The sequence below is a fragment of the Cupriavidus sp. 10L45 genome (assembly GCF_056395225.1).
Genome location: NZ_JBFTJC010000001.1, coordinates 362,731 through 388,344, shown reverse-complemented (window position 1 = coordinate 388,344; position 25,614 = coordinate 362,731). Strand labels below are relative to the sequence as shown.

General features: G+C 67.8%; 21 protein-coding genes. 12 read left to right on the top strand and 9 right to left on the bottom strand.

Going from position 1 to position 25,614, the window contains the following annotated elements:
- Nucleotide 1: 1 nt before the first annotated feature.
- Both AC1DFU_RS01850 and AC1DFU_RS01845 read right to left on the bottom strand, forming a co-directional pair.
- The gene (locus AC1DFU_RS01850) at nucleotides 2-1,783 is read right to left on the bottom strand and encodes a DUF2341 domain-containing protein (protein WP_441592494.1); all 1,782 of its coding nucleotides are present in this window, start codon (nucleotides 1,781-1,783) and stop codon (nucleotides 2-4) included.
- 39 nt (nucleotides 1,784-1,822) lie between these two features.
- Nucleotides 1,823-3,502, bottom strand: a complete 1,680-nt coding sequence (locus AC1DFU_RS01845; RefSeq protein WP_092295245.1) for a ShlB/FhaC/HecB family hemolysin secretion/activation protein — start codon at nucleotides 3,500-3,502, stop codon at nucleotides 1,823-1,825.
- Between the two features lie 293 nt (nucleotides 3,503-3,795).
- On the opposite strand from AC1DFU_RS01845, the gene AC1DFU_RS01840 reads away from it, so the two are divergent.
- The 7 genes from AC1DFU_RS01840 (at nucleotide 3,796) to AC1DFU_RS01810 (ending at nucleotide 11,404) form a co-directional block, all read left to right on the top strand.
- Nucleotides 3,796-4,149 carry a hypothetical protein gene (locus tag AC1DFU_RS01840; protein ID WP_441592491.1) on the top strand — a complete coding sequence of 118 codons (354 nt, stop codon included), beginning with the start codon at nucleotides 3,796-3,798 and terminating at the stop codon, nucleotides 4,147-4,149.
- A gap of 203 nt (nucleotides 4,150-4,352) precedes the next feature.
- Nucleotides 4,353-6,329, top strand: a complete 1,977-nt coding sequence (locus AC1DFU_RS01835; RefSeq protein ID WP_441592490.1) for a TonB-dependent receptor plug domain-containing protein — start codon at nucleotides 4,353-4,355, stop codon at nucleotides 6,327-6,329.
- 31 nt (nucleotides 6,330-6,360) lie between these two features.
- A complete protein-coding gene (locus AC1DFU_RS01830) occupies nucleotides 6,361-7,680 on the top strand; it encodes an HmuY family protein (protein ID WP_441592488.1) in 1,320 nt (439 codons plus the stop codon).
- Nucleotides 7,681-7,701: 21 nt separating this feature from the next.
- Nucleotides 7,702-8,748, top strand: coding sequence for a hemin-degrading factor (locus AC1DFU_RS01825; protein ID WP_441592487.1), 1,047 nt, complete (start codon nucleotides 7,702-7,704; stop codon nucleotides 8,746-8,748).
- A gap of 28 nt (nucleotides 8,749-8,776) precedes the next feature.
- A complete protein-coding gene (locus tag AC1DFU_RS01820) occupies nucleotides 8,777-9,619 on the top strand; it encodes a heme/hemin ABC transporter substrate-binding protein (RefSeq protein ID WP_092295260.1) in 843 nt (280 codons plus the stop codon).
- Complete coding sequence (locus AC1DFU_RS01815; protein WP_441592484.1) at nucleotides 9,619-10,608, top strand: FecCD family ABC transporter permease; 990 nt, start codon at nucleotides 9,619-9,621, stop codon at nucleotides 10,606-10,608. Before AC1DFU_RS01820 ends, AC1DFU_RS01815 begins: the two co-directional genes overlap by 1 nt.
- 1 nt (nucleotide 10,609) lies before the next feature.
- Nucleotides 10,610-11,404, top strand: a complete 795-nt coding sequence (locus AC1DFU_RS01810) for a heme ABC transporter ATP-binding protein (protein ID WP_441592483.1) — start codon at nucleotides 10,610-10,612, stop codon at nucleotides 11,402-11,404.
- Between the two features lie 24 nt (nucleotides 11,405-11,428).
- Here the strand turns inward: AC1DFU_RS01810 and AC1DFU_RS01805 are convergent, their stop codons facing one another.
- Genes AC1DFU_RS01805 through AC1DFU_RS01785 form a run of 5 tightly spaced genes read right to left on the bottom strand, consistent with a single transcriptional unit; the run spans nucleotide 11,429 to nucleotide 16,269 of the window.
- Entirely contained in the window at nucleotides 11,429-12,130 is a 702-nt protein-coding gene (locus AC1DFU_RS01805; RefSeq protein ID WP_441592481.1) for an RraA family protein, read from the bottom strand.
- 29 nt (nucleotides 12,131-12,159) lie between these two features.
- Nucleotides 12,160-13,362 (bottom strand): pyridoxal phosphate-dependent aminotransferase, encoded by a 1,203-nt coding sequence (locus AC1DFU_RS01800; protein WP_441592479.1) that lies wholly within the window; start codon nucleotides 13,360-13,362, stop codon nucleotides 12,160-12,162.
- Between the two features lie 2 nt (nucleotides 13,363-13,364).
- Nucleotides 13,365-13,967, bottom strand: coding sequence for a LeuD/DmdB family oxidoreductase small subunit (locus AC1DFU_RS01795; protein ID WP_441592477.1), 603 nt, complete (start codon nucleotides 13,965-13,967; stop codon nucleotides 13,365-13,367).
- The gene (locus AC1DFU_RS01790; protein WP_441592475.1) at nucleotides 13,964-15,277 is read right to left on the bottom strand and encodes a 3-isopropylmalate dehydratase large subunit; all 1,314 of its coding nucleotides are present in this window, start codon (nucleotides 15,275-15,277) and stop codon (nucleotides 13,964-13,966) included. Before AC1DFU_RS01790 ends, AC1DFU_RS01795 begins: the two co-directional genes overlap by 4 nt.
- Nucleotides 15,278-15,294: 17 nt before the next feature.
- Nucleotides 15,295-16,269 (bottom strand): Bug family tripartite tricarboxylate transporter substrate binding protein, encoded by a 975-nt coding sequence (locus AC1DFU_RS01785; RefSeq protein WP_092295281.1) that lies wholly within the window; start codon nucleotides 16,267-16,269, stop codon nucleotides 15,295-15,297.
- 159 nt (nucleotides 16,270-16,428) lie between these two features.
- Here AC1DFU_RS01785 and AC1DFU_RS01780 point away from each other — a divergent pair, with 159 nt between their 5' ends.
- The 4 genes from AC1DFU_RS01780 to AC1DFU_RS01765 all read left to right on the top strand — a co-directional run bounded on the left by AC1DFU_RS01780 (nucleotide 16,429) and on the right by AC1DFU_RS01765 (nucleotide 22,313).
- Nucleotides 16,429-17,376 (top strand): LysR family transcriptional regulator, encoded by a 948-nt coding sequence (locus AC1DFU_RS01780; RefSeq protein WP_092295284.1) that lies wholly within the window; start codon nucleotides 16,429-16,431, stop codon nucleotides 17,374-17,376.
- A 120-nt stretch (nucleotides 17,377-17,496) separates the two neighbouring features.
- Nucleotides 17,497-19,593: a hydantoinase/oxoprolinase family protein gene (locus tag AC1DFU_RS01775; protein WP_092295287.1), complete on the top strand. Its 2,097-nt coding sequence runs from the start codon at nucleotides 17,497-17,499 to the stop codon at nucleotides 19,591-19,593.
- Nucleotides 19,590-21,215 (top strand): hydantoinase B/oxoprolinase family protein, encoded by a 1,626-nt coding sequence (locus AC1DFU_RS01770; RefSeq protein ID WP_092295289.1) that lies wholly within the window; start codon nucleotides 19,590-19,592, stop codon nucleotides 21,213-21,215. Before AC1DFU_RS01775 ends, AC1DFU_RS01770 begins: the two co-directional genes overlap by 4 nt.
- 105 nt (nucleotides 21,216-21,320) lie before the next feature.
- Nucleotides 21,321-22,313 (top strand): Bug family tripartite tricarboxylate transporter substrate binding protein, encoded by a 993-nt coding sequence (locus tag AC1DFU_RS01765; RefSeq protein ID WP_177219932.1) that lies wholly within the window; start codon nucleotides 21,321-21,323, stop codon nucleotides 22,311-22,313.
- A 51-nt stretch (nucleotides 22,314-22,364) separates the two neighbouring features.
- Here the strand turns inward: AC1DFU_RS01765 and AC1DFU_RS01760 are convergent, their stop codons facing one another.
- Nucleotides 22,365-23,339: a LysR family transcriptional regulator gene (locus tag AC1DFU_RS01760; RefSeq protein WP_441592472.1), complete on the bottom strand. Its 975-nt coding sequence runs from the start codon at nucleotides 23,337-23,339 to the stop codon at nucleotides 22,365-22,367.
- A 126-nt stretch (nucleotides 23,340-23,465) separates the two neighbouring features.
- Nucleotides 23,466-24,377 carry a LysR substrate-binding domain-containing protein gene (locus AC1DFU_RS01755; protein ID WP_441592470.1) on the bottom strand — a complete coding sequence of 304 codons (912 nt, stop codon included), beginning with the start codon at nucleotides 24,375-24,377 and terminating at the stop codon, nucleotides 23,466-23,468.
- A gap of 268 nt (nucleotides 24,378-24,645) precedes the next feature.
- Between AC1DFU_RS01755 and AC1DFU_RS01750 the strand changes: the two genes are divergently transcribed.
- Nucleotides 24,646-25,596, top strand: a complete 951-nt coding sequence (locus AC1DFU_RS01750; protein WP_092295298.1) for a ring-cleaving dioxygenase — start codon at nucleotides 24,646-24,648, stop codon at nucleotides 25,594-25,596.
- The last annotated feature ends 18 nt before the right edge of the window (nucleotides 25,597-25,614 follow it).

Sequence of the window (25,614 nt, the reverse complement as noted above, 5' to 3'; positions counted from 1 at the left end):
GTCAGGCGCTGTGCAGCGCGGCGGGCACGCGGCGGCCCTCGCCCTGCTCTTCGGCCAGGCGCGTGGCGAACTCATCCACGAACACCGCCATGTCGGCGCCGATGGCGTCCGAGCGCGAGGCCAGCCAGTTGTAGCCGAACAGCGCCGGAATGGCGACGCCGAGGCCGGCGGCGGTACACAGCAGCGCCGCGGCCATGCCCGGTGCCACCGAGTTGATGTCCACGGCGCCGGCCATGGCCGCCACCACGAACACCAGCATGATGCCGATGACGGTGCCGAACAGGCCCACGTACGGGGCGCCTTCGATGGTGGTGGAGAGCCAGTTCATGCGTTGTGCCATGCGCTCGTTCTCGCGCACCATCACGCCGTCCATCGCCGCGCGGATCGCGCTGATGGTGGCGTCGGACACTGCGTTGAGGTCGTAGCCCATCTGGTGGCGGCGGTGCAGCTCCTCGGTGGCCACCTCGTACAGGCGCCACAGCGACGAGTTCGCCTTCACCTCCGCTGGCACGCGGCCGGTCTTGGCGAGATGGTCCAGCGAGGCTGCGGACGTATCGCGGAAATGCGTCATGAAGGCGGCGTTGGCGCGCGCGTTGGCGCCGTAGCTGCGGCCCTTGGTGATCATGATGGCCCACGACGTGGCCATCATCAGGCCCAGCAGCGCCACCACGATCCAGGCGTCCAGCGGCATGGCCGCGAGGATGAAGCCGAAGTGGCTCTTGCCGGCCTGCTGTTCATCGGGGCCGAACGCCGTCAGGCGCGATTCAGCGCCTTGCGACACGGCGTCCGCCAGCAGCAGCGGCGCCGGGCGCGCGATCTTCGACAGGCGCAGTTCATCGATGGCACCGGCGAACGGCGTGCCGCCGGCCTCGGCAGTAGCCCCCGTCAGCGGTGCGCCAATGGCGGCGGGCGTGTTCAGCGCCGGCAGCGCCAGCGGCAGCGTTGCGGCAGAGCGGCCACCCACATACAGCGTGACGGCCTTGCCATCCGCATTGACCGCCAGGTGCGACCACTGCCCGGCCTGCACCGGCTGGCCCGGGCGGCTGCGCTGGCCGTTGACCTGCACGAACGGCACGCCCTGGTCGATGCCGATCACCAGTTCGCTGGCGCCATCGCGGCGGGCATAGATCACCTGCTGCGCGCCGAGCTGGTCCGGGCGCACCCATGCGGAGAACGTGAACGGTGCGCCGGCCTGGAGCGCCAGCGACGGCGAGGCGGGCAGCATCAGCGGTGCCGTGCCAAGCTGGGCGCCGCGACCGATGATGGTGCCGTCCTTGCTCACCACGGCGGTCTGGCTGTTGTTGCCGTAGGCGGTGGAGTCCCGCGCCGGCACGTTGGCTTCGGCGAAGTGATAGACCAGCGTGTAGTCGGGGTCGAAGCTGCGCTGGCCGTTGCCTGAGGCGGGTGCCTTGGGGTTGCCGTAGTACATCCAGATCTGCTGCGGGCTGCCCGCCGAGACGGCCGGTACATCCACCCAGACCAGTGCGATGCCCAGCAACGGGTCGAACTGTTCGATCTGGTGGTTCAGCACGGTCTTGTCGTCACCGGCGACAAAGCGCAGGTCGGCGCCGCTCTCGCTGACGCCCTCGAAGGTGAAATTGCCGGTATGCAGGCGCAGCAGCACCGGCGTGCGGCCGGCATCGCCGCCGATGGCGCCGCCCTGCGGGCCGGCATCGATCGTGACCGGCTTGCGATAGGCCCAGTCGGGCTGCCACCAGGCGTGCGCCAGGCCCGGCAGCAGGGTGCTCGCTAGCGCGAGCAGAAGCAAAACGATGCGTCGCATGACAAGGGTTCTCCGTAGATATATGAGGGGCGCCCGCGCTCAGTAACTCGCGGTGACGCTGAAATTCAGGCGTGGGTCGAAGCGTTCCGTGCGGGGGCCGGCCTTGAGCGGGAAGCCCAGGTCCAGGCGGCCCGTGACCTGCTGGCCGAGGCGGAAGCTGGTGCCCAGGCCCACCGAGGCCAGCGAGAACGTGCTTTCCTGCTCGGGCAGCGGTTCGCGCAGCCGCAGCTGGCCGCCATCGACGAAGGCGTACACGCGCCAGTCCTCGACCACGGTGGGGAAGAACGGCAGCGGCGGCGCGCGCAGTTCGACCGAGCCGACCACGCCGTAGTCGCCGGTGGCTTCAGCCGAGAGGTAGCCGCGCACCGAGTTCATGCCGCCGGCCGCGATCTGCTCGCTCGACACCAGCGGGGAATCGGTGATCTGCCCGGCCAGCCGCCATGCGAGCTGGGTGTTGCCGGGGAAGCTGTAGCTGCCGGTGGTATCGGCCTTGAGCACGGTGAAGCTCGGCGACGCCTTGTAGCGCTTGTAGTCGAACTGTTCCCAGTTGCTGCCGTAGCCGAGGAAGCTGCGCGTGCCGGATACCAGCGCGATATTCAGGCCGTACTGGCCGCGCTCGCTCTGGGTGAAGCCCGCATAGGACAGCGTGATGGGCGCGTACTTGAGCGGCACGTTGTCGCTGGAGGCGCCGAACCGGGTGGTTTCCTGGTTGTCCTTGAAGTCCACGCCCAGGCTCAGGGCATGCCACCACGCGCCGGTGTCCGGCACGGTGTAGGTGCCCTTGATCCCGACCGAATGGCCCTTGCCGAGCACGCTGGTGCCGCCCACGGTGGCGACATTGCTGTCCGACTTGTAGCCCGAGGCTTCCACGCTCCAGTTCGTGCCCCGGAACGGCGCCACGTAGGAGCCCGAGAACACCTTGGTCTGGTTCATGTCCTGCGGCGCGCCGAAGAAACTCAGCGAGGCGCTGTGGCCGAGCTGCCAGAGGTTGTCGTGCCCCAGCGAGGCGGTGGCGCGCAGGGCCTCGGTATCGGGGCTGTAGTCGTTGTTCAGGCCGACGCTGGCGCGCCACGGGCTGCTGTCGTCCACCTTCAGGTCGACATCCATCGTGCCGGGCAGGCTGCCCTGCCGGACCAGCGGCGCCACCTGGCGCTTGGCGCCGCGATTCACGGCGGTCAGCTCCGCCTGCACCTGCGTGAAGTCGGGCACGGCGCCTTCCTTCAGCGCCGGTACCTGCTCGCGCACCTCGCGCGGCGAGTTGTACTCGGTGCCCACCACGCGCACGCGGCCCACGCGCGTCTCGCTGACCTGCAGGAACACGATGCCGCCGCTGACCTGCTGCTCGGGCAGTTCGACATAGACCGACTGGTATCCCTTGGCCTGGTAGGCCGCCGTGAGCGCGTCCCGCGCGCCCTCGATGTCCTGCATGGTGCGGTCCGGGCCCAGGAACGGGCGGACCGCCCGCTCGATCGAGCGGACGTCGAGCACGGTATTGCCGCGCACGATGTACTCGTTGACGTTGACACGCCGCGCCGTCTCGGCCTTGCCCGGCGCGGGCGCAGTGGCCTCAGCTGCGGTAGCGGCCGTGGCGCTGGCGGCCGGCGCCTCTGCCGTTGCCGCCTGCTGCGCCCCTGCCAAACCCGAGGTTCCCAGTCCAATGACCGCCAGCCACACCGCACTCCAGCTCGAAGGCGGTCCGTTCTTCTTCACGTCATGCATTGTTGACTCAATTGCTCTTGTTCGATTCGGTGCCGTGGCGCGCCCGCGGCCTCGACCAAGGCCCGTGATGCGGATGCATTCGGCAGCGGGAGACATGATGGAAAGCCTTCATGTCAGCGTTGCGCTCGGTTGCCTAGACGGCCGGCACGGGCGCCGACTGTCGTTTGTCACAAAAGCTTCATCGAGAAAAAAATGGTGCGCGGCCGCGCGGCACGGCTGGCTATACTCGGGCGAGGCAGAGCGCCCACACGAACGACAGGAACGACAGGAACGACACGAACGGAGGCATCGACATGGGCATGCAGAACTGGCTGGTGGCGATAGCCGCCATCGCGGCGGGTAGCGCGGCGCCCATGGCGTCGGCCTGGGCGGCGCCGTGCGTGGAAGTGGAGGTGAACGGCGAACGCGCGCCTTCGTACGACTGCCTGACCGAAAAGCTGAAACCCACGGGCGGCGGCCCGGCCGGCAAGGGAGAGTCGACGATGTCGTCCGAGTCGATCGTGCAACGGCCATCGAACCAGCTGGGGCTCTATAACAACGCCGCCACCAGCCATCGCATGGGGAACACCTTCGGTACGTCGGTCTATCCCCAGCGGCCGGCCACCCCGCCGCCGGCTGCGCCGGTGGTGCCGCGCGGGCAGCCCTGACGGCTGCCGTTTTTCTCGGGCGGCGCACCCCCTGCGCCGGCCCATGTCACCGCCTTCTACCCGCGTCCCCTCTCCTCTCGCTGCCCGCAATCGGCGCCTTCGACCTGCCCAAATGTATCCAAATGTTTCCAAACGTATCATGTTGTACAAATCAATACGAATCATTATCATTCGTACTTCCTTTCGTATTGACCTCTCAATTCATGCGTCTCACACGTATCGCGCTCGTTACCGGCTCCCTGCTTTCGACGTGGCCGGCGGCCCATGCCCTCGCTGCCGACGGCCAGGAATTGCCGGCCGTGGTGGTCACCGGCACCCGCTCGGAGAAGCCGATCGACGAGACGCCCATCCGTACCGAGGTGGTGGATCGCCAGGAAATCGAGCGCACCCACGCCCGCACGCTGAAAGACGCACTGGAGAACGTGCCCGGCCTGCAACTGCGGGAAATCCACGGCAAGTCGGGCTACGAGGTGACGCTGCAGGGCATGACCAGCGACCAGGTGCTGGTGCTGATCGACGGCCTGCCGATTACGGCCAGCACCGGCTCCACGGTGGATGTCTCCCAGTACCTGCTGACCGACGTGGACCGGGTGGAGGTGGTGAAGGGGGCCAGTTCGGCGCAATACGGCAGTTCGGCCATGGGCGGCGTGATCAACGTCATCACGCGCCCCATCCGCAAGGGCTTTTCAGGCGCGATGACGGCCGATGGCGGCAGCTACGGCGGCCAGAACGCCGATGGCTCGCCCGGCCTACTGCACGGCAACGTGCGCGTGGAAGGTGGCACCGAGCAGTTCCGCGGCCGGCTTTCCGCCGATGGCCTGGACAACAAGGGCTTCGCGGTGGACCCCGATGGCTGGACCCGCCACGGCGACGCCGTGCGCCGCCAGCAGTACGCGGGCCGGCTGGAGTGGCTGCCCACGCAGGCCGGCAGCTTCTGGTTCGACGCCAGCGCCTATCGGGAGACCGACGAGCAGCGCTACCAGTACTACGCCCCGCCCAACTACGTGCCGCAGCGCAAGACCGAGGATATCGACCGCAACCGCTATACCTACGGCGGGCAATGGCGCTTCGACAACGGCGTGCGGGCCCGGCTGGCGGGCGTGGCCGAGACCTACGACACCACCACGCGCGAGTTCTCCAACAGCTTCCAGACCGCCACGCGCAACAGTTCGCAGCGCACCGACCATGTGTCGACCCAGTTCGACCTGCCGGCTTGGTACTCGCAACTCTGGCAGTTCGGCGCCGATTTCCACCGCGAGCGGCTGGACCAGACCGTCAACGGCGCCTCCGAGCTGGCCGGGAATGCCGAGCGCCGCGCCGGCGAGCTCTACTTCCAGAACGACATCCTGTTCAGCGAGACCTGGGAGATGATCGTCGGCCTGCGCGGCCAGCAGGATTCGGACTTCGGCAGCCACTTCGCGCCCAAGATCGGCGTGCGCGGCAACCTGCTCGCCACCGAGGACTGGAAGGGCGTGCTGCGCGCCAACTACGGCCAGGGCTATCGCGTGCCGAACCTCAAGGAGCGGCACTACCTGTTCGACCACAGCTCGCTGGGCTACATGGTGCTGGGCAACCCGGACCTCAAGCCCGAGTCGTCGCACAGCTTCCAGCTCGGCGGCCAGTTGAGCTGGCGCGACCGCGTGACGGTGGATGCCAACCTGTTCTACAACCGCGTCTCGGACCTGATCCAGACCGACATGGCCAACTTCACGCTGGTCAACGGCATTGCCACCTACACCTACCGCAACGTGGCACGGGCACGCACCCAGGGCGCGGAAACCTCGCTGCGCTGGCGCGCCACCGGGGCGCTGGGCCTGACCGCCGCCTACACCTACACCGACGCAGACGACCTCGACACCGGCGCGCAGCTGACCCGCCGTCCGCGCCATATGGGCCGGCTCGGCGCGGACTGGCGCGTGCTGCCATCCACCGAGATCACCGCTCGGGCGCGCTTCCAGAGCAGCGAAGTGGCGGATTCCACCACCGGCGCGCGCTCGCCGGGCTGGGGCACGCTCGATCTGGTCGTCAACCAGCGCATCGGCCGCAATGCCGCCGTCTTCGCGGGCGTGAACAACCTGTTCGGCCGCCAGCGCGATTTTTCGAATGCCAGTGATTTCGGGCCCGTGGCGGGGCGCTTTGTCTATCTGGGCGCGCGATTCAATGTCGACGTCGTCCGCTGATTCCAACAAGCAACCAGGGGAGCGAACTACCATGAACAATACCCAACCCACCACTCGCCGCGCGCTGGGCGCGCTCAGTATCATCGCGCTCGCCGCGACCCTTGCCGCCTGCGGCGGCGGCGGCGACGACGGCGGTACCGCCACCACGCCGCCCACCAGCGGCGGTGGCGGCGTGGTCGCGCCGCCGACCGTCACGCCCACGTCGAGCTTCACGCAGACGGCCGAATGGACGTTCACGCTGCCGGCCGCCGGCACGTCGCTGTGCTACGACTTCAACACCAAGGCCGAAGTGGCCGGCTGCACGGGCACCGGCTGGGACCTGAAGGTCACCAGCAGCGGGCTCACCGGCACGCTCTGGAGCAATAGCGGCACGAGCGGTACCGGCGGCGGCGGCGTGTTCGGCAGCCCCCTCGCGAACACCTGGGCTGACCTGTCCACCTGGAAGAACGCCACCATCGATCCGGTCAATGGCACGCTGCCTGCCGCCGTGTTCCTGAAGGACTCCGCTGCCGGCGTGTTCGCGAACAGCAACTCGATCAGCTCGGCAGCCTTCGAGTACGGCGTGGCCAGCGCCACCGACCACCTGCTCTACCCCACCTATCGCACCTTCATCGTCACCAGCAACAGCGCCAGCGCGGACACCACGGGCACCGTGGGGGCGCCGGTCTTCGCGCTGCAGGTCACTGGCTACTACGGCGGCTCGGGCGGTACCACGTCCGGCTATCCGTCGTTCCGCTGGATCGACCGCACTGCGCCGGGCGTGGTGCGCACGGCCCAGGTCAATGCCTCGGCGGACTGGGTCTACTACGACCTGGTGGCGGGTGCCGTCAGCACGGCCAGCGGCACGTGGCATATCGCGTTCAACCGCTACAACGTGAAGCTGAACGGCGGCCAGTCCGGCAGCGGCACCGTGGCGGGCTTCCTGGGCAAGACGCCGGCGGGCTTCTATGACGGCACTGGTGCGCCGGTGGCGTCGAAGTTCACCGATGCCTCGAACCTCACTGCCACGCTGGCCGACCTCACCGCGCCGGACCTGACGCTGCCCACGGCCGCCAACCAGTGGATCAAGGACGCCAACGCGTCCGCGCTGAACCCGAAGTACACCGGCGCCTACCCGAACGCGCTGAACTACGGCTGGCTCTCCTACTTCCCGACCGCCGCCGCATCGGCCGCGAACGGCCTGCCCGCCGTGGCCCACCTGATCGCCGCCAATCCGCAAGGCGCCGTGATGCTGCGCGGTGGCGAAGGTTCCACCTACGCCCGCTTCCACCTGACCAAGATCCAGTACGCGGATCCGAACGTCAACAGCAGCGCACAGACGTGGACCATCAACTTCGACGTGCAGCCCTGATACCCGACACCCAAGAACCCTATGGCACAAGATAGTTTTGAAGCCCTGCGCCAGCGCCACGCCGCGCTGGTGGCCGCCACACCCGACCTGCGCATCCGCGAGCGCGCCAGCCGCCTCGGCGCCACCGAAGCCGAACTGGTGGCCGCCGGCTGCGGCGTGACCTCGCGCCAGCTGGGCGGCACCGCGCAGGCGCTGTTCCGCGACCTCGGCTCGCTCGGGTCGGTCATGGCGCTGTCCCGCAACGACGCCGCCGTGCACGAGCGGCACGGCCACTACGACAACATCCAGGCCGATGATGGCCCGGTCGGCATCGTGCTCGGGCCGGACATCGACCTGCGCATGTTCTTCAGCGCGTGGCAGTACTTCTACGCGGTGACCGAGAACGGCCGGGACAGCATCCAGTTCTTCGACAAAGCCGGCGAGGCGGTGCACAAGATCTACCGCACCGACCACACCGACGCGGCAGCCTGGCAGGCGTACATCGACCGGCACGCCCTGCCGGCGGGGACGCCGGTGACGCCGGTGGTGGTGGTGCCGTTCGCGGCGTCCACCGAGGCCGCCCAGCCCGCCGACCCCGAAGCGCTGCGTGCCGACTGGCGCGGCCTGAAGGACACGCACGACTTCTTCAGCATGCTGCGCCAGCACAAGGTGTCGCGCATCGGCGCGCTGCGCACGGCCGGCCAGGACCTCGCGCAGCAGGTGGCCGACGGCGCGGTGGAAACGATGCTGCAGCAGGCGGCGGAGATGGGGCTGTCGATCATGTGCTTTGTCGCCAATCGCGGCATCGTGCAGATCCACACCGGCCCGGTGCAGAAGCTGGTCCGGACCGGCCCGTGGTTCAACGTGCTGGATCCGGCCTTCAACCTGCACCTGAACACCACGGCGGTGACGTCGAGCTGGGTGGTCAACAAGCCCACGGTCGATGGCTGGGTCACGTCGCTCGAGCTGTACAGCGCGGAGGGCGAGCTGATCGTCCAGTTCTTCGGCGAGCGCAAGCCCGGCAAGCCGGAGTTGCCGGCGTGGCGCGCCCTGCTGGAGTCCTTGTGCCCGACGGCGCTGGCGGCGTAAGCCGTCTTTTCAGGAAGGAGTTTTCATCATGACTTTGCTGCGCCTGGCGCTGCTTTCGCTGCTGTGCGCAGCCGGCATGACCCACGCGGCGCCGCCGGCCCGCGTGGTCGGGCTGGGCGGCGCCATCACCGAGATTGTCTATGCGCTCGACGCCGGCGGCACGCTGGTCGGCGCCGATTCGTCGAGCATCTACCCGCCCGAGGCGCTCAAGCTGCCCAAGGTGGGCTACTACCGCACGTTCTCTGTGGAGGGCGTTGCCAGCCTGAAGCCGAACCTCGTGCTGGCGTCCGACCAGAGCGGCCCGCCGCAGGCCTTCGAGCAACTGCAGCGCCTGGGCAGCAAGGTGGTGGTGCTGCCCTCCGCGCCCACGCTGGCGGCGCTGGACCAGCGCATCCTCGGCGTGGCCGCCGCGCTGGATATGCAGGCCCGGGGCACCGCCATGGTGGAACGCCTCCATGCCGAACTGCGCGAGATCAAGCCGCCGGCGCAGCGTCCGCGCGTGCTGCTGGTGAGCAGCCATACCGGCAAGATGCAGGCCGCCGGCGAGGACACCGCCGCCGACGCGATGCTGGCGCTGGCCGGCGCGACCAACGTGCTGGCCGGCCAGACCGGCTACAAGCCGTTCTCGGCCGAGGCCGCCGCCGCGCTCAAACCCGATGTCATCGTCACCACGACGATGTCCGTCAGTGCCAGCGGCAGCGTGGACAAGTTCCTGGCGCAGCCCGGCCTGAACGCCACGCCGGCCGCGCGACAGAAACGCGTGGTTGTCATGGATGACCTGCTGCTGCTCGGCTTCGGCCCGCGCCTGCCGGACGCGCTGCGCCAGCTGCAGGCCGGCTTTGCGGCCCGCCCGGTGGCCGCCGCACGCTGATGCCGCGTCCGCCGCTTGCCGTATTCACGGCCCTGTGCGCCGTGCTGTTGGTCTCCGCGCTTTGGGCATCCGCCAGCGGCGCGCTGTCGATCCCGCACGCCAAGCTGCTGCCGCTGCTGTGGTCCGGCGCCACCGACGGTGACGATGTGATCTGGCGCAATGTCCTGATCGAAGTGCGCCTCCCGCGCATTGTGCTGGCCGTGACCGTGGGCGCCGCACTGGCGCTCTCGGGCGCGGTGATGCAGGCGCTGTTCCGCAACCCGCTGGCGGAGCCGGGCCTGATCGGCATCTCGCTGGGCGGTGCCGCCGGTGCGGTGGCGGCCATCGTGCTGGGCGCCGAGGGGCTGTTCGGCATCGCGCCGGCAGCGTTCGGCGGCAGCCTGATCGCCACCGCACTGGCCTATCGCCTCGGCTCGCAGCGGCCCGGCGTGGCCAACCTGTTGCTGGCCGGCGTGGCCATCAACGCCATCTGCGCCAGCATCGTCGGCTTCTTTACCTATCAGGCCAGCGATGTGCAGCTGCGCAACCTCACTTTCTGGAACATGGGCAGTCTGGCCGGGGCCACCTGGAGCATGCTGGCCTGGCTGGTACCGCTCGTGGTGGTGATCTGCGCGCTGATGCTGCGCGACTGGCGCGCCATGAACGCGCTGCTGCTGGGCGAGCGGGAAGCGCAGCACCTCGGCTTCGACCTCGCGCGCCTGCGCCGGCGCCTGATCGTGCTGACGGCGCTGCTGGTGGGACCGATCGTCGCCGTGACCGGCACCATCACCTTTGTCGGGCTGGTGGTACCGCATCTGATCCGCCTGCCGCTGGGGGCCGATCACCGCTGGCTGCTGCCGAATACGCTGGCTGGTGGCGCGATTGCCTTGACGCTGGCCGACTGGCTGGCGCGCACGGTGGTGATTCCCGCCGAGCTGCCGATCGGCATCGTCACGAGCCTCGTGGGCGGCCCTTTCCTGTTGTGGATGCTGACGCGCCGGAGCGCCTGACATGCTGACTGCACGCAACCTGCAATGCAGCCGTGGCCGCCGCCGCGTGCTGGACGCCATCGATATCGACCTGCCCGCCGGCGAAGTGCTTGGCGTGCTGGGCGCCAACGGCGCCGGCAAGAGCACGCTGCTCGGCACGCTGGCCGGCGAACTGAAGCCGGAACTGAGCCCGGAGCCGGGCCTGTTGCTCAACGGGCGCGAGATGGCGGCGTGGTCGGTGGCGTCGCTGGCGCGCTGCCGCGCCGTGCTGCCGCAATCGCCGGGGCTCGGCTTCGACCTGCCCGCGCACGAGGTGGTGGCGATGGGTGCCTACCCGTTTCCCGAACTGACGCCGCGTGCGCTCGCGACGCTGATCGACCGCGCCTTGGAGATTGCCGACGTGAGCGCCCTGGCGCCGCGCGCCTACCAGAGCCTGTCCGGCGGCGAGCAGCAGCGCGTACAGTTCGCCCGCACGCTGGTGCAGGTGCTGGCCTGCCGGGCGGCAGACGAGTACCGCGTGCTGTTTCTCGACGAACCCACTTCCAGCCTGGACCCGCGCCACCAGTTGCTGCTGCTCCAGGCCGTGCGGACGCTGAGCCGCACCGATGGCCTCGCGGTGCTGGTCGTGCTCCACGACGTCAACCTCGCCGCCCGCTGGTGTGACCGCCTGCTGTTGCTGGCCGACGGGCGCACCGTCGCGCTCGGCACGCCAGCGAACGTGCTGTCCGCGGCCCATCTGGCTACGGTCTACGGCATGGACGCCGCCGTCATCGACTCCCCGGTGCATCCGGGTACGCCGATGGTGGTGTTCGGCTGAGCGCTACGCCCAGCCGGGGGCCGATCAGATCGGCAGGCCCTTCTCGCGCAGCACTGCGTCGAACCGTTCCGGGTCCGCCGTGCCGAGCCGGTTCGTTTCGCGGATCTTGGCCTCACGCTCCAGGTGCAGCCGCGTGCGGCGCAAGACATCGGCGGCATCGGCCGCCGGTACCGCGATGACGCCATCGGCATCCCCGACGATCAGGTCGCCCGGCATGACGGCCATGCCTGCGCACGACACCGGCACGTTGATCTCGCCGGGACCATCCTTGCTCGGGCCGCGATGGGTATGGCCTCTCGCAAAAATCGGCATGCCGTCCTCGGCCCACTCCAGCAGGTCGCGGATCGCCCCGTCGATCACCAGCCCGCCGAGGCGCTTGGCCACGCAGGTGGTGCGCATCAGGCCACCAACGAGGGCCTGCGTGACGTCGGCACCGCCGTCGATCACGAGCACGTCGCCGGGCTGCACCATCATCAGCGCCTTGTGGATCATGAGGTTGTCACCGGGCCGCACGCGCACGGTCACGGCCGGCCCGCAGAGCACCGTTTCGAGCCGCGCGTGATACTGCCGCAGGCCGTAGGTGCCGACGTTGCGGCTCATGGCATCGCCGATGGCAGCCACGGGCATCTCGCGGAACGCATCGACGATGGCTTTCGCGGGCCCCTCGGCGCGCGGGTTGATGCGATAGCCGGCCGGCCACTGCACCGGTTGGTTGGTATCGGTCATATTCAGGACGCTCCCTTGTCAGCGGTGATTCAGCGCAGTTGTTCGCAGGCCGTGCGCAGACGCGCCAGGCCGGCCTCGAGCCGTTGCATCGACGTGGCGAACGAGATGCGGAAGAACGGCGACACGCCATAGGCGCCGCCCTGCAGCACCGCCAGGTTCTGCGCATCGAGCAGGTACATCACGAAATCCTCGTCCGTCTCGATCCGCTTGCCATCGGGCGTGGTCTTGCCCAGCAAGGCCGCGCACGAGGGAAACACGTAGAACGCGCCTTCGGGCGCATGGCAGGTGATGCCGGGCATGGTGTTCAGCGCGCTCACCACCGCATCCCGGCGCGACTGGAACACGCGGGTGCGTTCGGCGATGAAGTCCTGCGGCCCATTCAGCGCCTCCAGCGCGGCGGCCTGGCTGATCGATGACGGATTCGACGTGCTTTGCGACTGCAGCTTGACCATCGCCTTGACCAGTTCCGCCGGGGCACCGCCGTAGCCAATGCGCCAGCCGGTCATGGCGTAGGCCTTCGAGACGCCGTTGATGGTCAGCGTGCGTTCCTTGAGCGCCGGCTCCACCTGGGCGATGGTCGCGAACTCGCGGCCGTCGTAGAGGATGTGCTCGTAGATGTCATCCGTCATCACCCAGACGTGCGGATGCCGCAGCAGCACCTCGGCCAGGCCCTTCAGCTCCGTATACGAATAAGTGGCGCCGCTCGGGTTGTTCGGCGCATTCAGCACCAACCAGCGCGTGCGCGGCGTGATGGCCGCCTCGAGCTGGGCGGGCGTGAGCTTGAACGCGTTCTGGGGCAGGCAGTTGACGAAGACCGGCTTGCCTTCGGCCAGCAGCACGATGTCCGGATACGAGACCCAGTACGGCGCCGGCACGATGACTTCGTCACCGGCCTGCAGGGTGCACATGAAGGCGTTGAAGATGATCTGCTTGCCACCCGTGCCGACGATCAGCTCGTTGGGCGCGTAGTCGAGCCTATTGTCGCGGCGGAACTTGTCGGCAACGGCCGCGCGCAGCTCCGGCGTGCCGCCGACGTCGGTGTACTTGGTCTGCGACGCCGACATGGCGCGCGTGGCAGCCTCGCAGATGTTCTGCGGGGTGTCGAAGTCAGGCTCGCCGGAAGTCAGTCCGATGATGTCGCGGCCAGCGGCGCGCAACTCCCGGGCGCGCTGGCCCGCCATGGAACTGGGCGACGGCTTGATACGGTTCAGGCGTTCAGCAATGAGGGGCATGATCAGAGCGGTTGTGGGTTGATGGGACCGGGTACGGAACCCGGCCGGGATGGCTTGAGGAACTGGCGGTGCTGCCGCAGGTACGGCACCAGGCCGCCAGCTTCGCGGATGGTCAGGACGACATCGGGCACAGGCTCGCACGCAATCACATGCGCGCCCTCGGCGCCGACGTGCAACGTGGCCTGCGCGCCGGCAAGCCGCAGCGAGAGCGGCGCGCCTTCCGGCACGGCCTCGGTATCGGCGGTATCGGCGGTAATCAGCAGCAGGCCGTTATTCACGGCATTGCGCCAGTACGTGCGGGCAAAACTCTTCGCCACGACCACGCGGATGCCGGCGGCCAGCACCACCGTGACGGCCACCTCCATGGCGGAGCCACAGCCGAAGTTGTGCCCTGCCACGAGGATGTCGCCATCGCGGACGCTTCCCGCGAAGTCGGGATCGAGGTCTTCCAGCAGGAACTGCCGCAACACGTGCGGATCGACACTGTGCTTCTTGCGGCTGGAGGCAATGATGTAGTCGGTGTTGATATCGTCCCCCAGACGACGGGCGCGGCCTTCGATGACAAGGGAACGGGGACTGGCGACGGCGGGCAACGGCGAATTCATGGCGTGACGACGAGGTCTCGGGGGTCCGCCAGATGGCCACTCGCTGCGGCGGTGGCGCAGGCAAGCGGCGAGGCGAGGAAGATCTGCGCATGGCGATTGCCCATGCGCCCCTTGAAATTGCGGTTGGCGGTCGAGATCACGCGTTGGCCGTCCGCTGGAATGCTGCCGCAGGTGCCGCAGCAGCTGCCGCATCCGGGCGGCTGCAACTCGGCGCCCAGGGCGACGAACTCGGCCAGCATGCCGTTGCGCTCCATCTCGGCCCGCACCGGTTCGGACGCCGGCGTGACGATCAGCCGCACGCCCGGCGCCACGCCGCCGCGTGCGTGCAGCACGGACAGCGCCTCGCGGTAGTCCTTCACGCGGCCACCGGTACAGGTGCCGAGGTAGACGATGTCGATCTTGGTATCGCCCGCGTCGGCCAGATCGACCACGTTGTCCACGCGGTGCGGCAACGCCACCTGCGGCGCGACCGCCGAGAGGTCGAAGGTCATCGTATCGACATAGCTGGCATCGGCGTCGGCCGAGACCGGCGTGTAGCGGCCCGGGTCGACGGACGCGTTGGCCGACAGCCAGTCCGCCGTGCATGCATCGAACGGAAACAGCCCGGCCTTGGCGCCCATTTCCACCGACATGTTGGCGAGCACGATCCGGTCGTCCATATCGAGCGTCGCCACGCCGGGGCCGGCGAACTCCAGTGCCAGATAGTTGGCCCCGCCCACGCCGAGCCGCCGGGCCATGGTCAGGGCGACATCTTTCGCCGAAGCGTAGGCCGGCAGCGTGCCCGTCAGCCAGATGCGCAGCGTGCCGGGGACCTTCAGCCAGAGCTGTCCGCACTGGAAGATGCCGGCGAGATCGGACGAGCCAATACCGGAGCCAAACGCGTTGAGCGCGCCATAGCTGACCGCATGCGAATCGGCACCGACCACGAGCTGGCCCGGCAGCACGCGGCCACGTTCCAGCATCAATTGATGGCCGATGCCCTCGCCTACCTCGAACACGCACAGGCCGTGGGTCTGGGCATAACTGCGCGCCCGGTCCTGCAGCCGCAGCGCCTGCTCGCCCGACGGGGCGCCATAGTGGTCCAGCGCGAACACCAGCCGCTCCGGAAAGGCTGGCGGCGGCAAGTCGCCCTCGGGCTGCATGTCGCGGAAGTAGTCGAGCGCCATCGGGATCGACCCGTCGGTGCCCATCGCGCCATGCGGCACGCAGATCGCCAGGTCGTCGGCATAGACCGCTTCGCCTGCGGCGCGCGACAACAACTTCTCGGCAAGGGTCTGGCCACGCGTGGCGGCCGGCTGGAGAGACGTCATAACGATCAGGGCGTGACTCAGTTGAGCTTGATCTGGGCGGTCTTGATGACCTTGCCCCACTTGTCGTGCTCGGCCTGGATCAGGCGCGCGAAGTCCTCGGGCGAGCCGCCGACCGGTTCCACGCCCAGATTCAGGAGCTTCGCCTTGACGTCATCGGACTTCAGGATCGCATCGATCGCACGGTTGAGCTTCAACACGATGGCGCGCGGCGTGGCGGCTGGCGCCACGACCCCACTCCACGACAGCGATTCGTAGCCCTTGACGCCGGCTTCGTCGAGCGTCGGCACATTGGGCAGGCCGGGAAGGCGCTTGCGGCTGGTCACGGCCAGCGCCTTGAGCTTGCCTTGCTGCACGAAGCCGATGGACGACGGCGCGTTGTCGAACAGCATCGTGACATTGCCGCCCAGCAGGTCGGTCAGCGCCTGCGAACTACCCTTGTAGGGCACGTGCAGCATGTTCACGCCGGTCATCGACTTGAACAGTTCGCCCGACAGGTGCGTGGAACTGCCGGGGCCGGACGACGCGAAGCTCAGCGCGCCGGGGCGCGTCTTGGCCAGTTGCACGAGGTCCGCCACGTTGGTAGCCGGCATGCCCGGCGACACCACGAGGATGTTGGCATTCTGCGTGGCATAGCTCACAGGCACGAAGTCCTTGGCCGCGTTGTAGTTGAGCTTGCCGTACAGGTGGTCGTTGATCGACAGGATGCCGGTGGCCCCCATCAGCAGCGTGTAGCCGTCAGCGGGAGACTTGGCCACCAGTTCGGCGCCGATATTGCCGCTGGCGCCGGCGCGATTGTCCACCACGAACGGCTGCTTGAACTGCTCCTGCAGCTTCTCGGCGAGAATGCGCGCCACCACGTCGGTGGAGCCACCAGCGGCGAACGGCACGACGATGCGGACCGCCTTGTCGGGATAGGTATCTTCCGGGCCGGCAAAGGCGAAGGTGGGCAAACAGGCAAGCAGGACTGCGGCGCGACCAAACAGGTTCTTCATGGGGGGATCCTGGGCAGAGGGTGTGATTTTTTTCGCTTGGCCACGTATGCAGCCCCGTGGTTGCGAACACAGTCTAGAGACGGCCATTACCGTGGACAATCGACTTTTTTGCGCCCACTATTACCAAATTCTGATAAATCACCCCTTCGCACCCGCCTGATGCGTCACAACGTCACCCTCAAGCAGTTCCGCTGTTTCCTGGCCGTGGCCGAGACCGGTTCGTTCACCGCCGCGGCGTTGCGGCTCCATATCACCCAGTCCGCGCTGACCGCGACCATCCAGCAACTCGAGGAGGTGCTCGGTCTCCGGCTGTTCGACCGCACCACCCGCCGGGTGACGCTGACCGGGCATGCGGAGCGCTTCCGGCCCGAGGCGGAACGGCTGGTCAACGGTATCGACGGCGCCGTCTCGGACCTCGTGGCGCTGGCCCAGGGCGAGCGCGGGCATATCCGCATCGGCGCGGCGTCGTCGGTCATCAGCCAGTTCCTGGTGCCGGCGCTGCCGCGCTTTCGCGACGCGTATCCGGGCATCACGGTCTCGCTGCGCAACCCCGCCGCGCAGCAGACCGAGCGGCTGGTGCTTGAGGGGGAGGTCGACTTCGCCATCGACAGCAAATTTCGGGGCGCGGAAGAACTCGACTACACGCCGCTGGTGAGCGACTGCTATGGCGCGGTCTGCCACCGGGACTCGCCGCTCGCCACCCTCGATCGGCCGATCGATTGGACCGACCTGCCCACGGGCGGCTATGTCGGCTTCAGCGCAGACACCGGCATCGGCCACTTCCTGCGCACGCACGCCGCCCACTGGTCCATGCTGCAAGGCGAACACGATGAGGTAGAAAGCACCACCTACCTCTTCGCCATGCTGGCGCGCGGCAACTACTACTCGGTGCTGCCGGCGCTGGCGTATCAGCGCAACGAGTTTCCGGAACTCGTGTTCCGGGAGCTGCACGGCCCGCGCCTGTCGCGCGAGCTTTGCGTGATGACCCGGCCGCTGCGCTCGCTGGCGCCCAGCGCGCAACGGCTGCTGGCCCTGCTGACCGATACGTTGACCGAGATGCCCATGCCGCCGGGCGTGACGCTGCTGGCCAGACGGCAGCCGGCATAGCGCCCGACGACGATATATCGCCAACACTGATCAATCGATCTTTATTTTTCATTGGTCATCATCAATCGGTATTCCTATCATCGTCTGACGACTTCATGACGACGGGAGTGCCTTGTGACGATGTGGGCAATTGGGATTGATATTGGCGGCACCTTTACGGATGTCGTCGCACTGGACTACGGGGCGGGCAGGCTCGTCAGCCTGAAGGTCCTCACCACCCACGGTGACCCGGCGCAGGGCGTGGCCGATGGCGTCAGCCGGCTGATGCACACCCACCACATCGACCCGCAGCGGGTCACGCGCGTGGTCCATGCCACCACGCTGTTCACCAACGCGCTGATTGAACGCCGCGGCAGCACCACCGGCCTGCTGACGACCCGGGGCTTCCGGGACGTGCTGGAGATCGGCCACGAGCGCAAGTACGACCTGTATGACCTGACGATCGAGCCAGCGCCGGCGCTGGTGCCGCGCCGGCTGCGCGCCGAGATTGGCGGGCGCATGGATGCGCAAGGCCATGAGATCGAGGCGCCGGACGCCCAGGAAGTGCGCGCGGTGGTGGGGCAGTTGGTGGAGCAAGGCGTCGATTCGCTCGCCGTGTGCCTGCTGCACGCCTACGGCGCGCCGGCGCACGAGCGGCTGGTGCGCGACTGGATCGAGCGCGATTTCCCCACCCTGCACGTCACGCTGTCATCGGATGTCGCGCCCGTCATCCGCGAATTCGAGCGCAATTCCACCACCGTCGCCAATGCCTATATCAAGCCGCTGGCGACGCGCTACCTGGACGCACTCGAAGGTCGCCTGCAAGCGCTCGGCCTGCACGCCGGCGTGCTGATGATGCTGTCCAACGGCGGTCTGGCCCATATCGGCGAGGCCAAGCGCAATCCGATCGAGCTGCTCGAGTCCGGCCCCGCGGCCGGCGCGATCTCGGCGGCCCACTACAGCCTGCGCGATGCGCAGCCAGACCTGCTGGCCTTCGACATGGGCGGCACCACGGCCAAGCTGTGTTTGGTGGAGGATGGCAAGCCGGCCATCACGTTCGGCTTCGAGGCGGCACGGCGCAAGCGTTTTGCCGAAGGCAGCGGCCTACCGATCCGCATTACCACCATCGACCTGATCGAGATCGGCGCCGGCGGCGGCAGCATCGCCCATCAGGACGCCCTGGGCCTCCTCAAGGTGGGGCCGCAGAGCGCCGGCTCCGAGCCGGGGCCAGCCTGCTATGGGCTGGGCGGCACTGATCCGACCGTGACGGATGCGAATCTCGTGCTCGGCTACCTCAATCCCGATTACTTCGCTGGCGGCACGATGGCCATCAGCGTGGCGCGCGCCGCCGAGGCGCTTGGCCGCGCGGGCGAGCGGCTGGCGCGTGACGTGACCGGCGTGGCCTGGGGCATCCATGACATCGTCGCCGAGAACATGGCGGGCGCCGCGCGCGTGCACGTGGCCGAGCGTGGGCGCGATCCGCGCGGCTTCGTGCTGCTGTGCACCGGTGGCGGGGGGCCATTGCATGCGTATTACGTTGCCCAGAAGATTGGTGTGCGGACGATTTTGTGTCCGCCCGCCGCAGGCGTGGCGTCTGCATACGGCCTGCTGGTGTCACCGGCACGCGCCGACCGCTCGCGCACGGTGAGCGTGCGGCCCGCCACGGATTCGCTGGAGCGGCTGGAAACCGCCTTTGCCGAACTGGAATCGCAATCGCGCGAAGCGCTGGCGCCGCTGGACGAGAGCTTCGGCCCGATACGGCTGACGCGCCATGCCGACGGGCGCTTCGCCGGACAGGGCTTCAACCTGTCGGTGCGCCTGCCCGATGGCCCCTACACCGGCAAACAGCCGGCGGAGATCGTGCGCGCCGCCTTGATCGCCGCGTTCGAATCCGGCTATCGCGAGAAATTTGGCCGTACCCCGCCCGATGTGCCCGTCGAACTGGTGACCTTGCGCGTGACGGGCGAGGCCCCGCCGCGACAGGCCTTCGTCGCCGAAACGCTGCCTGAAGGCGTGGCCGTCGCGCCCGGCAGCCGGCGCAAGGTCTATTTCAGGGAGGCCGATGGCTACCTGGACACCCCGGTCTTCGACCGCGCCGCGCTGCCAGCGGGATTCCGCGCGCAGGGGCCGCTGCTGATCGAGGATGCCGGTTCCACGCTGGTCGTGGGGCCGAAGGGCCGCGTCACGCAAGGGGCAAGCGGCAATCTCGTCATCGAACTGGAGGAGCACGCAGCATGACCCGCCAACCCATGCCCGGCGCGGCTTCCGCCGCCGACCCCATCTTCCTGGAAGTGTTCTGGACGCGCGTGCGCGCCGTGGTGAACGAGGCCGCCAAGCTTATCGTGCGCACGTCCTTCTCCACCCTCTCCACCGAGGCCAACGACTTCGCGGTGGTCGTCACCGATTCGGCGGGTCGCGCGTTGGCGGAGAACAGCGGCAGCATTCCCTCCTTCATCGGCACCCTGCCACGCACCGTGCGCGCCGCCATCGCGCAGATCGGTGCGGACAATATGCGGCCGGGGGACATCTTCATCACCAATAACCCGTGGATCGGCACGGGGCACCTTAACGACGTGTGCCTGGTCAAGCCGATATTCCACGGCAATCGCCTGGTGGGCTTCGCGGCGACGGCGGGCCACGTGCCCGACATCGGCGGCAAGATCCGTTCGGTGGATGCGCGCGAGCTGTTCGAGGAAGGGTTCCACATCCCGATGATGCCGCTCATGCGCGAGGGGCACGTGGACGACACGCTGCTGCAACTGATTCGCACCAATGTGCGCACGCCGGAGCAGACCGTGGGCGATATCTGGTCGCAGGTCGGCGCGGTGGAACTGATCGCGGCGCGGCTCCATGACATCCTGACCGAGTACGCCTTGCCCGGCATCGACGATCTGGCGCAGGCGCTGTTCGACCGCAGCGAGGCCGCCATGCGCCACGCCATTGCGCAGCTGCCGGAGGGCGAATATCGCTACACGATGCAAACCGACGGCTTTGGCGAGCGCTTCACCTATGCCGTGACGGCGCGCATCGGCAACGGCGAGATCGAGTGCGATTTCGCGGGCACGTCTCCGCAGCAGCCGCGCGGCATCAACTGCGTGCTGGCCTATACGAGCGCGATGACGGCCTATGCGATCAAGTGCCTGCTGCTGCCCGACCTGCCGAACAACGACGGGCTGTTCCGTCCGATCCGCGCCGTGGCGCCGGAAGGCTCGCTGCTCAATCCGCGCTCGCCCGCGCCGGTGGGGGGCCGCGCCTGCACCGGCCACTACGTGCCCACCGTCATCTTCGGCGCCATGCAGCAGGTGCTGCCCGAGCGCGTGATGGCCGGCGCCGGCTCGCCGCTGTGGATCGCCAACCTCAGCGGCACCCGCGAGGATGGCCGCCCCTTCGCCACGGTGCTCTTCTATAACGGCGGTCTGGGCGCCACGGCCGGGAAGGACGGCGCATCCGTCATGTCCTGGCCGAGCAATATTTCGCCGACGCCGGTGGAAGTGGCGGAACGCGACGCGCCGCTGTTCTTCCGCTACAAGGCACTGCGCCCGGGCACCGGCGGTGCCGGCCGGCAGCGGGGCGGGCTCGGCGAGGAGGTGTGCTTCGTCAGCCGTCATCCCACGCCCCTGTCAATCGTCTTCCTGACGGAACGGCTGATCGTGCCGGCGCCGGGTTTTGCCGGCGGCGAGGCCGGCGCCTGCGGGGAAGTGCTGATCAACGGGCAAGCGGTGGATGCACGTCAGCCGCAGACGCTGCAGCCCGGCGACGAAGTGATCCTGCGTACCCCGGGCGGCGGCGGCTTCGGTCCGGCCACCGAACGGGACTTCGAGCGCATCGCGTACGATCGGGAACAGGGCTACGCCACCTGAATCGGCACGCATCATGCATGCGGAGGAGACAAGAGCCGGCACCTGAGGGTGCCTTTACCACACAACATCCGGGCGGACCCACGCCGCACCGGTGGAGAGGTAGTCATGCATTGCATCTTCAAGACGCTGTCCCTGCCCGTCGCGCTGTGGTTGCTGGCGCCCCTTGCCCACGCGGCCGATGCCACGCCGGCAGAGGTTGCCGCGTATCCCAACAAGCCAGTACGCATCATCGTGCCGTATCCAGCCGGTGGCTCCACCGACGTGCTCGCGCGCGTGCTCGGCCAGAAGATCGGCGAGGAAATGGGCCAGCCAGTGGTGGTGGAGAATCGCCCCGGCGCCAGCGGCAATATCGGCGCGAGCTATGTCGCCAAGTCGCCGGCGGATGGCTACACGCTGTTCCTCGGCACCTCCACTGCGCTAGCGGCCAACCCCGGCCTGTACAAGACGCTGCCCTACGATCCGCAGAAGGATTTCGCGCCGATCATCCTGGCCACGACGCTCGCCAGCCTGGTCGTCGTCAATCCATCGGTGCCGGTGAAGACCATGCAGGAGCTGAGCGCCTACCTGAAGGCGCATCCCGGCACGAGCTACGCGTCATCCGGCAACGGCACGCCGGCCCACCTCGGTGGCGAGCTATACAAGAAGATGGCGGGCGTGCAGATGAATCATGTGCCCTACAAGGGTGGAGCGCCGGCGCTGACGGATCTCATCGGCGGGCAGACGTCGCTGATGTTCGCGATCCTGCCCGAGGCGATGCCGTTCGTGAAGGAAGGCAAGCTGCGCGCACTGGCCGTGACCACGGCCAAGCCCACCCCCAACGCCCCGCAGATGCCGACGGTGGCCGAAGCCGGCGTGCCGGGCTATGAGCTGGTCGGCTGGTATGCCTTCCTGGCGCCGCGCGCCACGCCGCAGCCCATCGTTTCCAAGTTGAACAAGGCGTTCGACGAGGCGCTGCAGGACAAGGCGGTGCGCGAGCGGCTCACCAGTCTCGGCTTCGACGTTGCCGGCGGCCCGCCGGAGCGCCTGGCCAGCACGATTCGCAGCGAGACGAAGAAGTGGAAGCAGGTCATCGACGAGGCGCACATCAACCTCGACTGACGATTGCAACGCCGGAAGGGCTGGGGCGGCGCGGGCGCGGGGCCGGCCGCTTCAGCCCGCCTTCCGGCGCGTGGCGCGACGCGGGGCGGCTTCCTCGCCGATGATCGACACGCCATCGGGCAGCGCCTGCGCACGGATGGTGTCCATGATGATGTCGAGCATGCGTTGCGAACTCGGCGACAACGAGCGCAGCCGCCGCGTGATCAGGCAGATCTCGCGTGACAGCACCGGCGCGGCCAGCTCACGGTAGGCCAGGTCGGTGAAGCCCGCCGCCTTGGCCGCCAGGGCCGGGATGATCGAGAATCGCCCGCCTTCGTTGAGCACCGCGAACAACGACGTCGTGCTCGAAATCTCGTCATGTTCCCCGCCGAACACCGGCCAGTGGCCCGCGTTCTCGTGCAGGAAGGTGCCGATGCCCGTGTCGGCCGTGAAGGCGACGAAATCCTCTGGCGCAAGGTCCGCCCAGCGCAACGGACCGGCGCGCTTGGCTAGCGGATAGTCCGCGCGGCAGACCACGCCGTAGCGGTCTTCCAGCAGCGGCACGTAGGAGAGTTCGTCGATGCCCTTGTGGCGGCTGGTAATGGCGAAGTCGAGTTCCCCATCCATCACCATCTGTTCGACCTGCTCCGCGCCGGCATCGCGCAGCGTGAACGTCACGCCCGGATACTGCTGGCGAAACTTGCCCACGGCCGTGACCAGGAACTGGTAGATCACCGACGCCGCCGCCGCGATGCGGATATGCCCTTTCTGGCTGTCCGCGAACGATTGCAGGTCGGAGATGGCGCTGTCGAAATCCCGCAGGATCCTGTCGGCCTCGGCCTTGAAGCGGACCGCCTCCTGCGTCATGACCACGCGCCGCGTGTTGCGGTCGAACAGCTTGAGCCCGACCGATTCCTCGAACTGCTGGATGGTCGCCGTCAGCGCCGACTGCGTAACAAACAGGCGCGCCGCCGCCGTGGTGAACGATCCGGCGTTGGCCACCTCGACAAACGAGCGTAGGTGACGCAGGGAGATATTGCGGTTCATGGCGCGCGCTGTGCGGCGTGGGGAGGGATGCCTGCAGCATATATTCGAAGCCGTGAATGATCAACGACGACTCATCGCGCGTAGCGAAAAGCCGTGCGCTGCTCACCCAACGCCAGCCCCGCGTCACTAGCCGCGGTCGAAGGCGGTCACCTTGGGTAGCACCTCCGCGAGGTAGTCCACCATCGTGCGCACCGCCGGCAGCAGGCCGATACGGTAGGGAATCAGGGCGGTGATGCGCGCGTCAGCGGCGATCCATTGCGGCAAGATCTGCCGCAACGCGCCGGCCTTCAGCTCCGTCTGGCAGATGTACCCTGGCAGCGCCGCGATGCCGATGTTTGCGCAGGCGGCTTCCTTCAGTGAAATCAGGCTGTTGCTCTGGAACCTCGGATCGATCGGCACCGTAATGGTGCGTTTGTCGGGGCCCTGCAAATGCCATTGCAGCGGTCCCTTGCTGACCATGCCGATGAGCGAATGGGTCATCAGGTCTTCCGGCTCCGCCGGCACGGACATACGCTCAAGGTATTCCGGACCCGCGAACAGGTACCAGGGCGCCTTGGCCAGCGGATGCTGGATCAGGTTGGAGTCCTGCAATTGCCCGGTATGGCCCCGGATCGCGAGGTCGAAGCCCTCCCCCACGATATCCACCAGCCGGTCCGTGGCCGTCTCGACGATCTTGACCTTGGGATTCTCTGACAGGAAGGTAGGCAGCACGTGCCGCAGCGCAAACTGCGCGATCTCGGCGGCGGTGGTCACGCGGATCACGCCGCTGGGTTCGGCCAGCCGCTGGCGCATCGCCTCCTCGGCCACCTCCGCGCTGCGGAGCAGGTTCATCGCGTACTGGTAGAACTCCTGGCCCACCTCGGTCATGGCGAACTGCCGCGAGGTGCGATTGATGAGCCGCACGCCCAGCGACGCTTCCAGCTCCTTGACCCGATGGCTCAGCGTCGACTTCGGCAGGCGCAGCACCTCGCCGGCCGAGGTGAAGCCACCGCGGTCAACGACCTGCACGAAGAAATAGACGTCCTTCAGATCGAGCATTGGATGGGGGCGCGCAGTCCGCTGTCGCGATGGCAACGGCTGTCATATCGGTATGGTATCGAGGTCCGATCATACTGCACCGCGCGCGCCCAGTGGCATCCGGGCAAACCTTGGTACTTCCTGCCCCCGCCGTACGACCATCGTTCGGTTTTGCCGAACCTTGCGTACACGATCTGACCGCTGCCCAATCGATATTGAACGCTTAAGCTGTTGCACATGAGCGGCTCCGCGCTGTCTCGTGACCGTCAATACTCAAGTGGAGAGGACAATGTCGATGATCAAGGGATTTCATCATCTGACCGCCGGCGTAAGACACGCGCAGGAGGATGTGGATTTTTACGTCAAGCTGCTGGGGCAAAGCCTCGTCAAGAAGACCGTTCTTCTCGACGGCGAGGACCCGATCTATCACCTCTACTACGGCAACGCCAACGGTGACCCGGGCACGCTGGTGACCTCGTTCCCGTTCCGGCAGAAAGGGGTTGCGGCGCGCCCCGGCTCGGGCCAGGTCCGGGTCATCAACTATTCGGTGCCCACCGGCTCGCTCGACTTCTGGCGCGCCCGCTTCGACGCGATGGGCATTGCCTACGACAGCGCCATCACCGCGCGCTTCGACGAGCGGCGCCAGCGTTTTCATCACCCCTGCGGCATCGAGTTCGATCTGGTCGAGACGGATCTGGACAAGCGCCCGGCCTGCGTGGCCAGCGATATCCCCGAGGCGTTCGCGATCCGCGGCGTGCACAGCATCACGCTGTCCCTGCGCGAGGTGGCCGAATCGATCCGCTTCATGAGCGAGGCGATCGGTTTCCGCCAGGTCGGCCAGACCGGGCCGTACTACCGCTTCGAGACGCACACGGGCGGCCCCGGCATGGTTGTCGAATTCCTGCATGAGCCGGATCGTCACCAGGGCTCCTCGGTCTATGGCGAAGGCACGATCCACCATGTGGCGTTCGCCGTCGACACCATGGACCAGCAGATGGCCCTCAAGGAAAAGTTCATGGCGCTGGGCTACATCGATACCTCGGAGTCGGTGAACCGCAACTACTTCCGCTCCATGTATTTCAAGATGCCGGGCGGTGTGATGTTCGAAGCGGCCACGACCGATATCGGCTTCGCCATCGACGAAGAACCCGGCCACTTCGGCGAGGAATTCCAGTTGCCGCCCTGGCTGGCCGACCGCAAGGACGAGTTGCTCGGGCGACTCGAACCCATTTCCGTTTGACCGACTTCACCCTGTCTG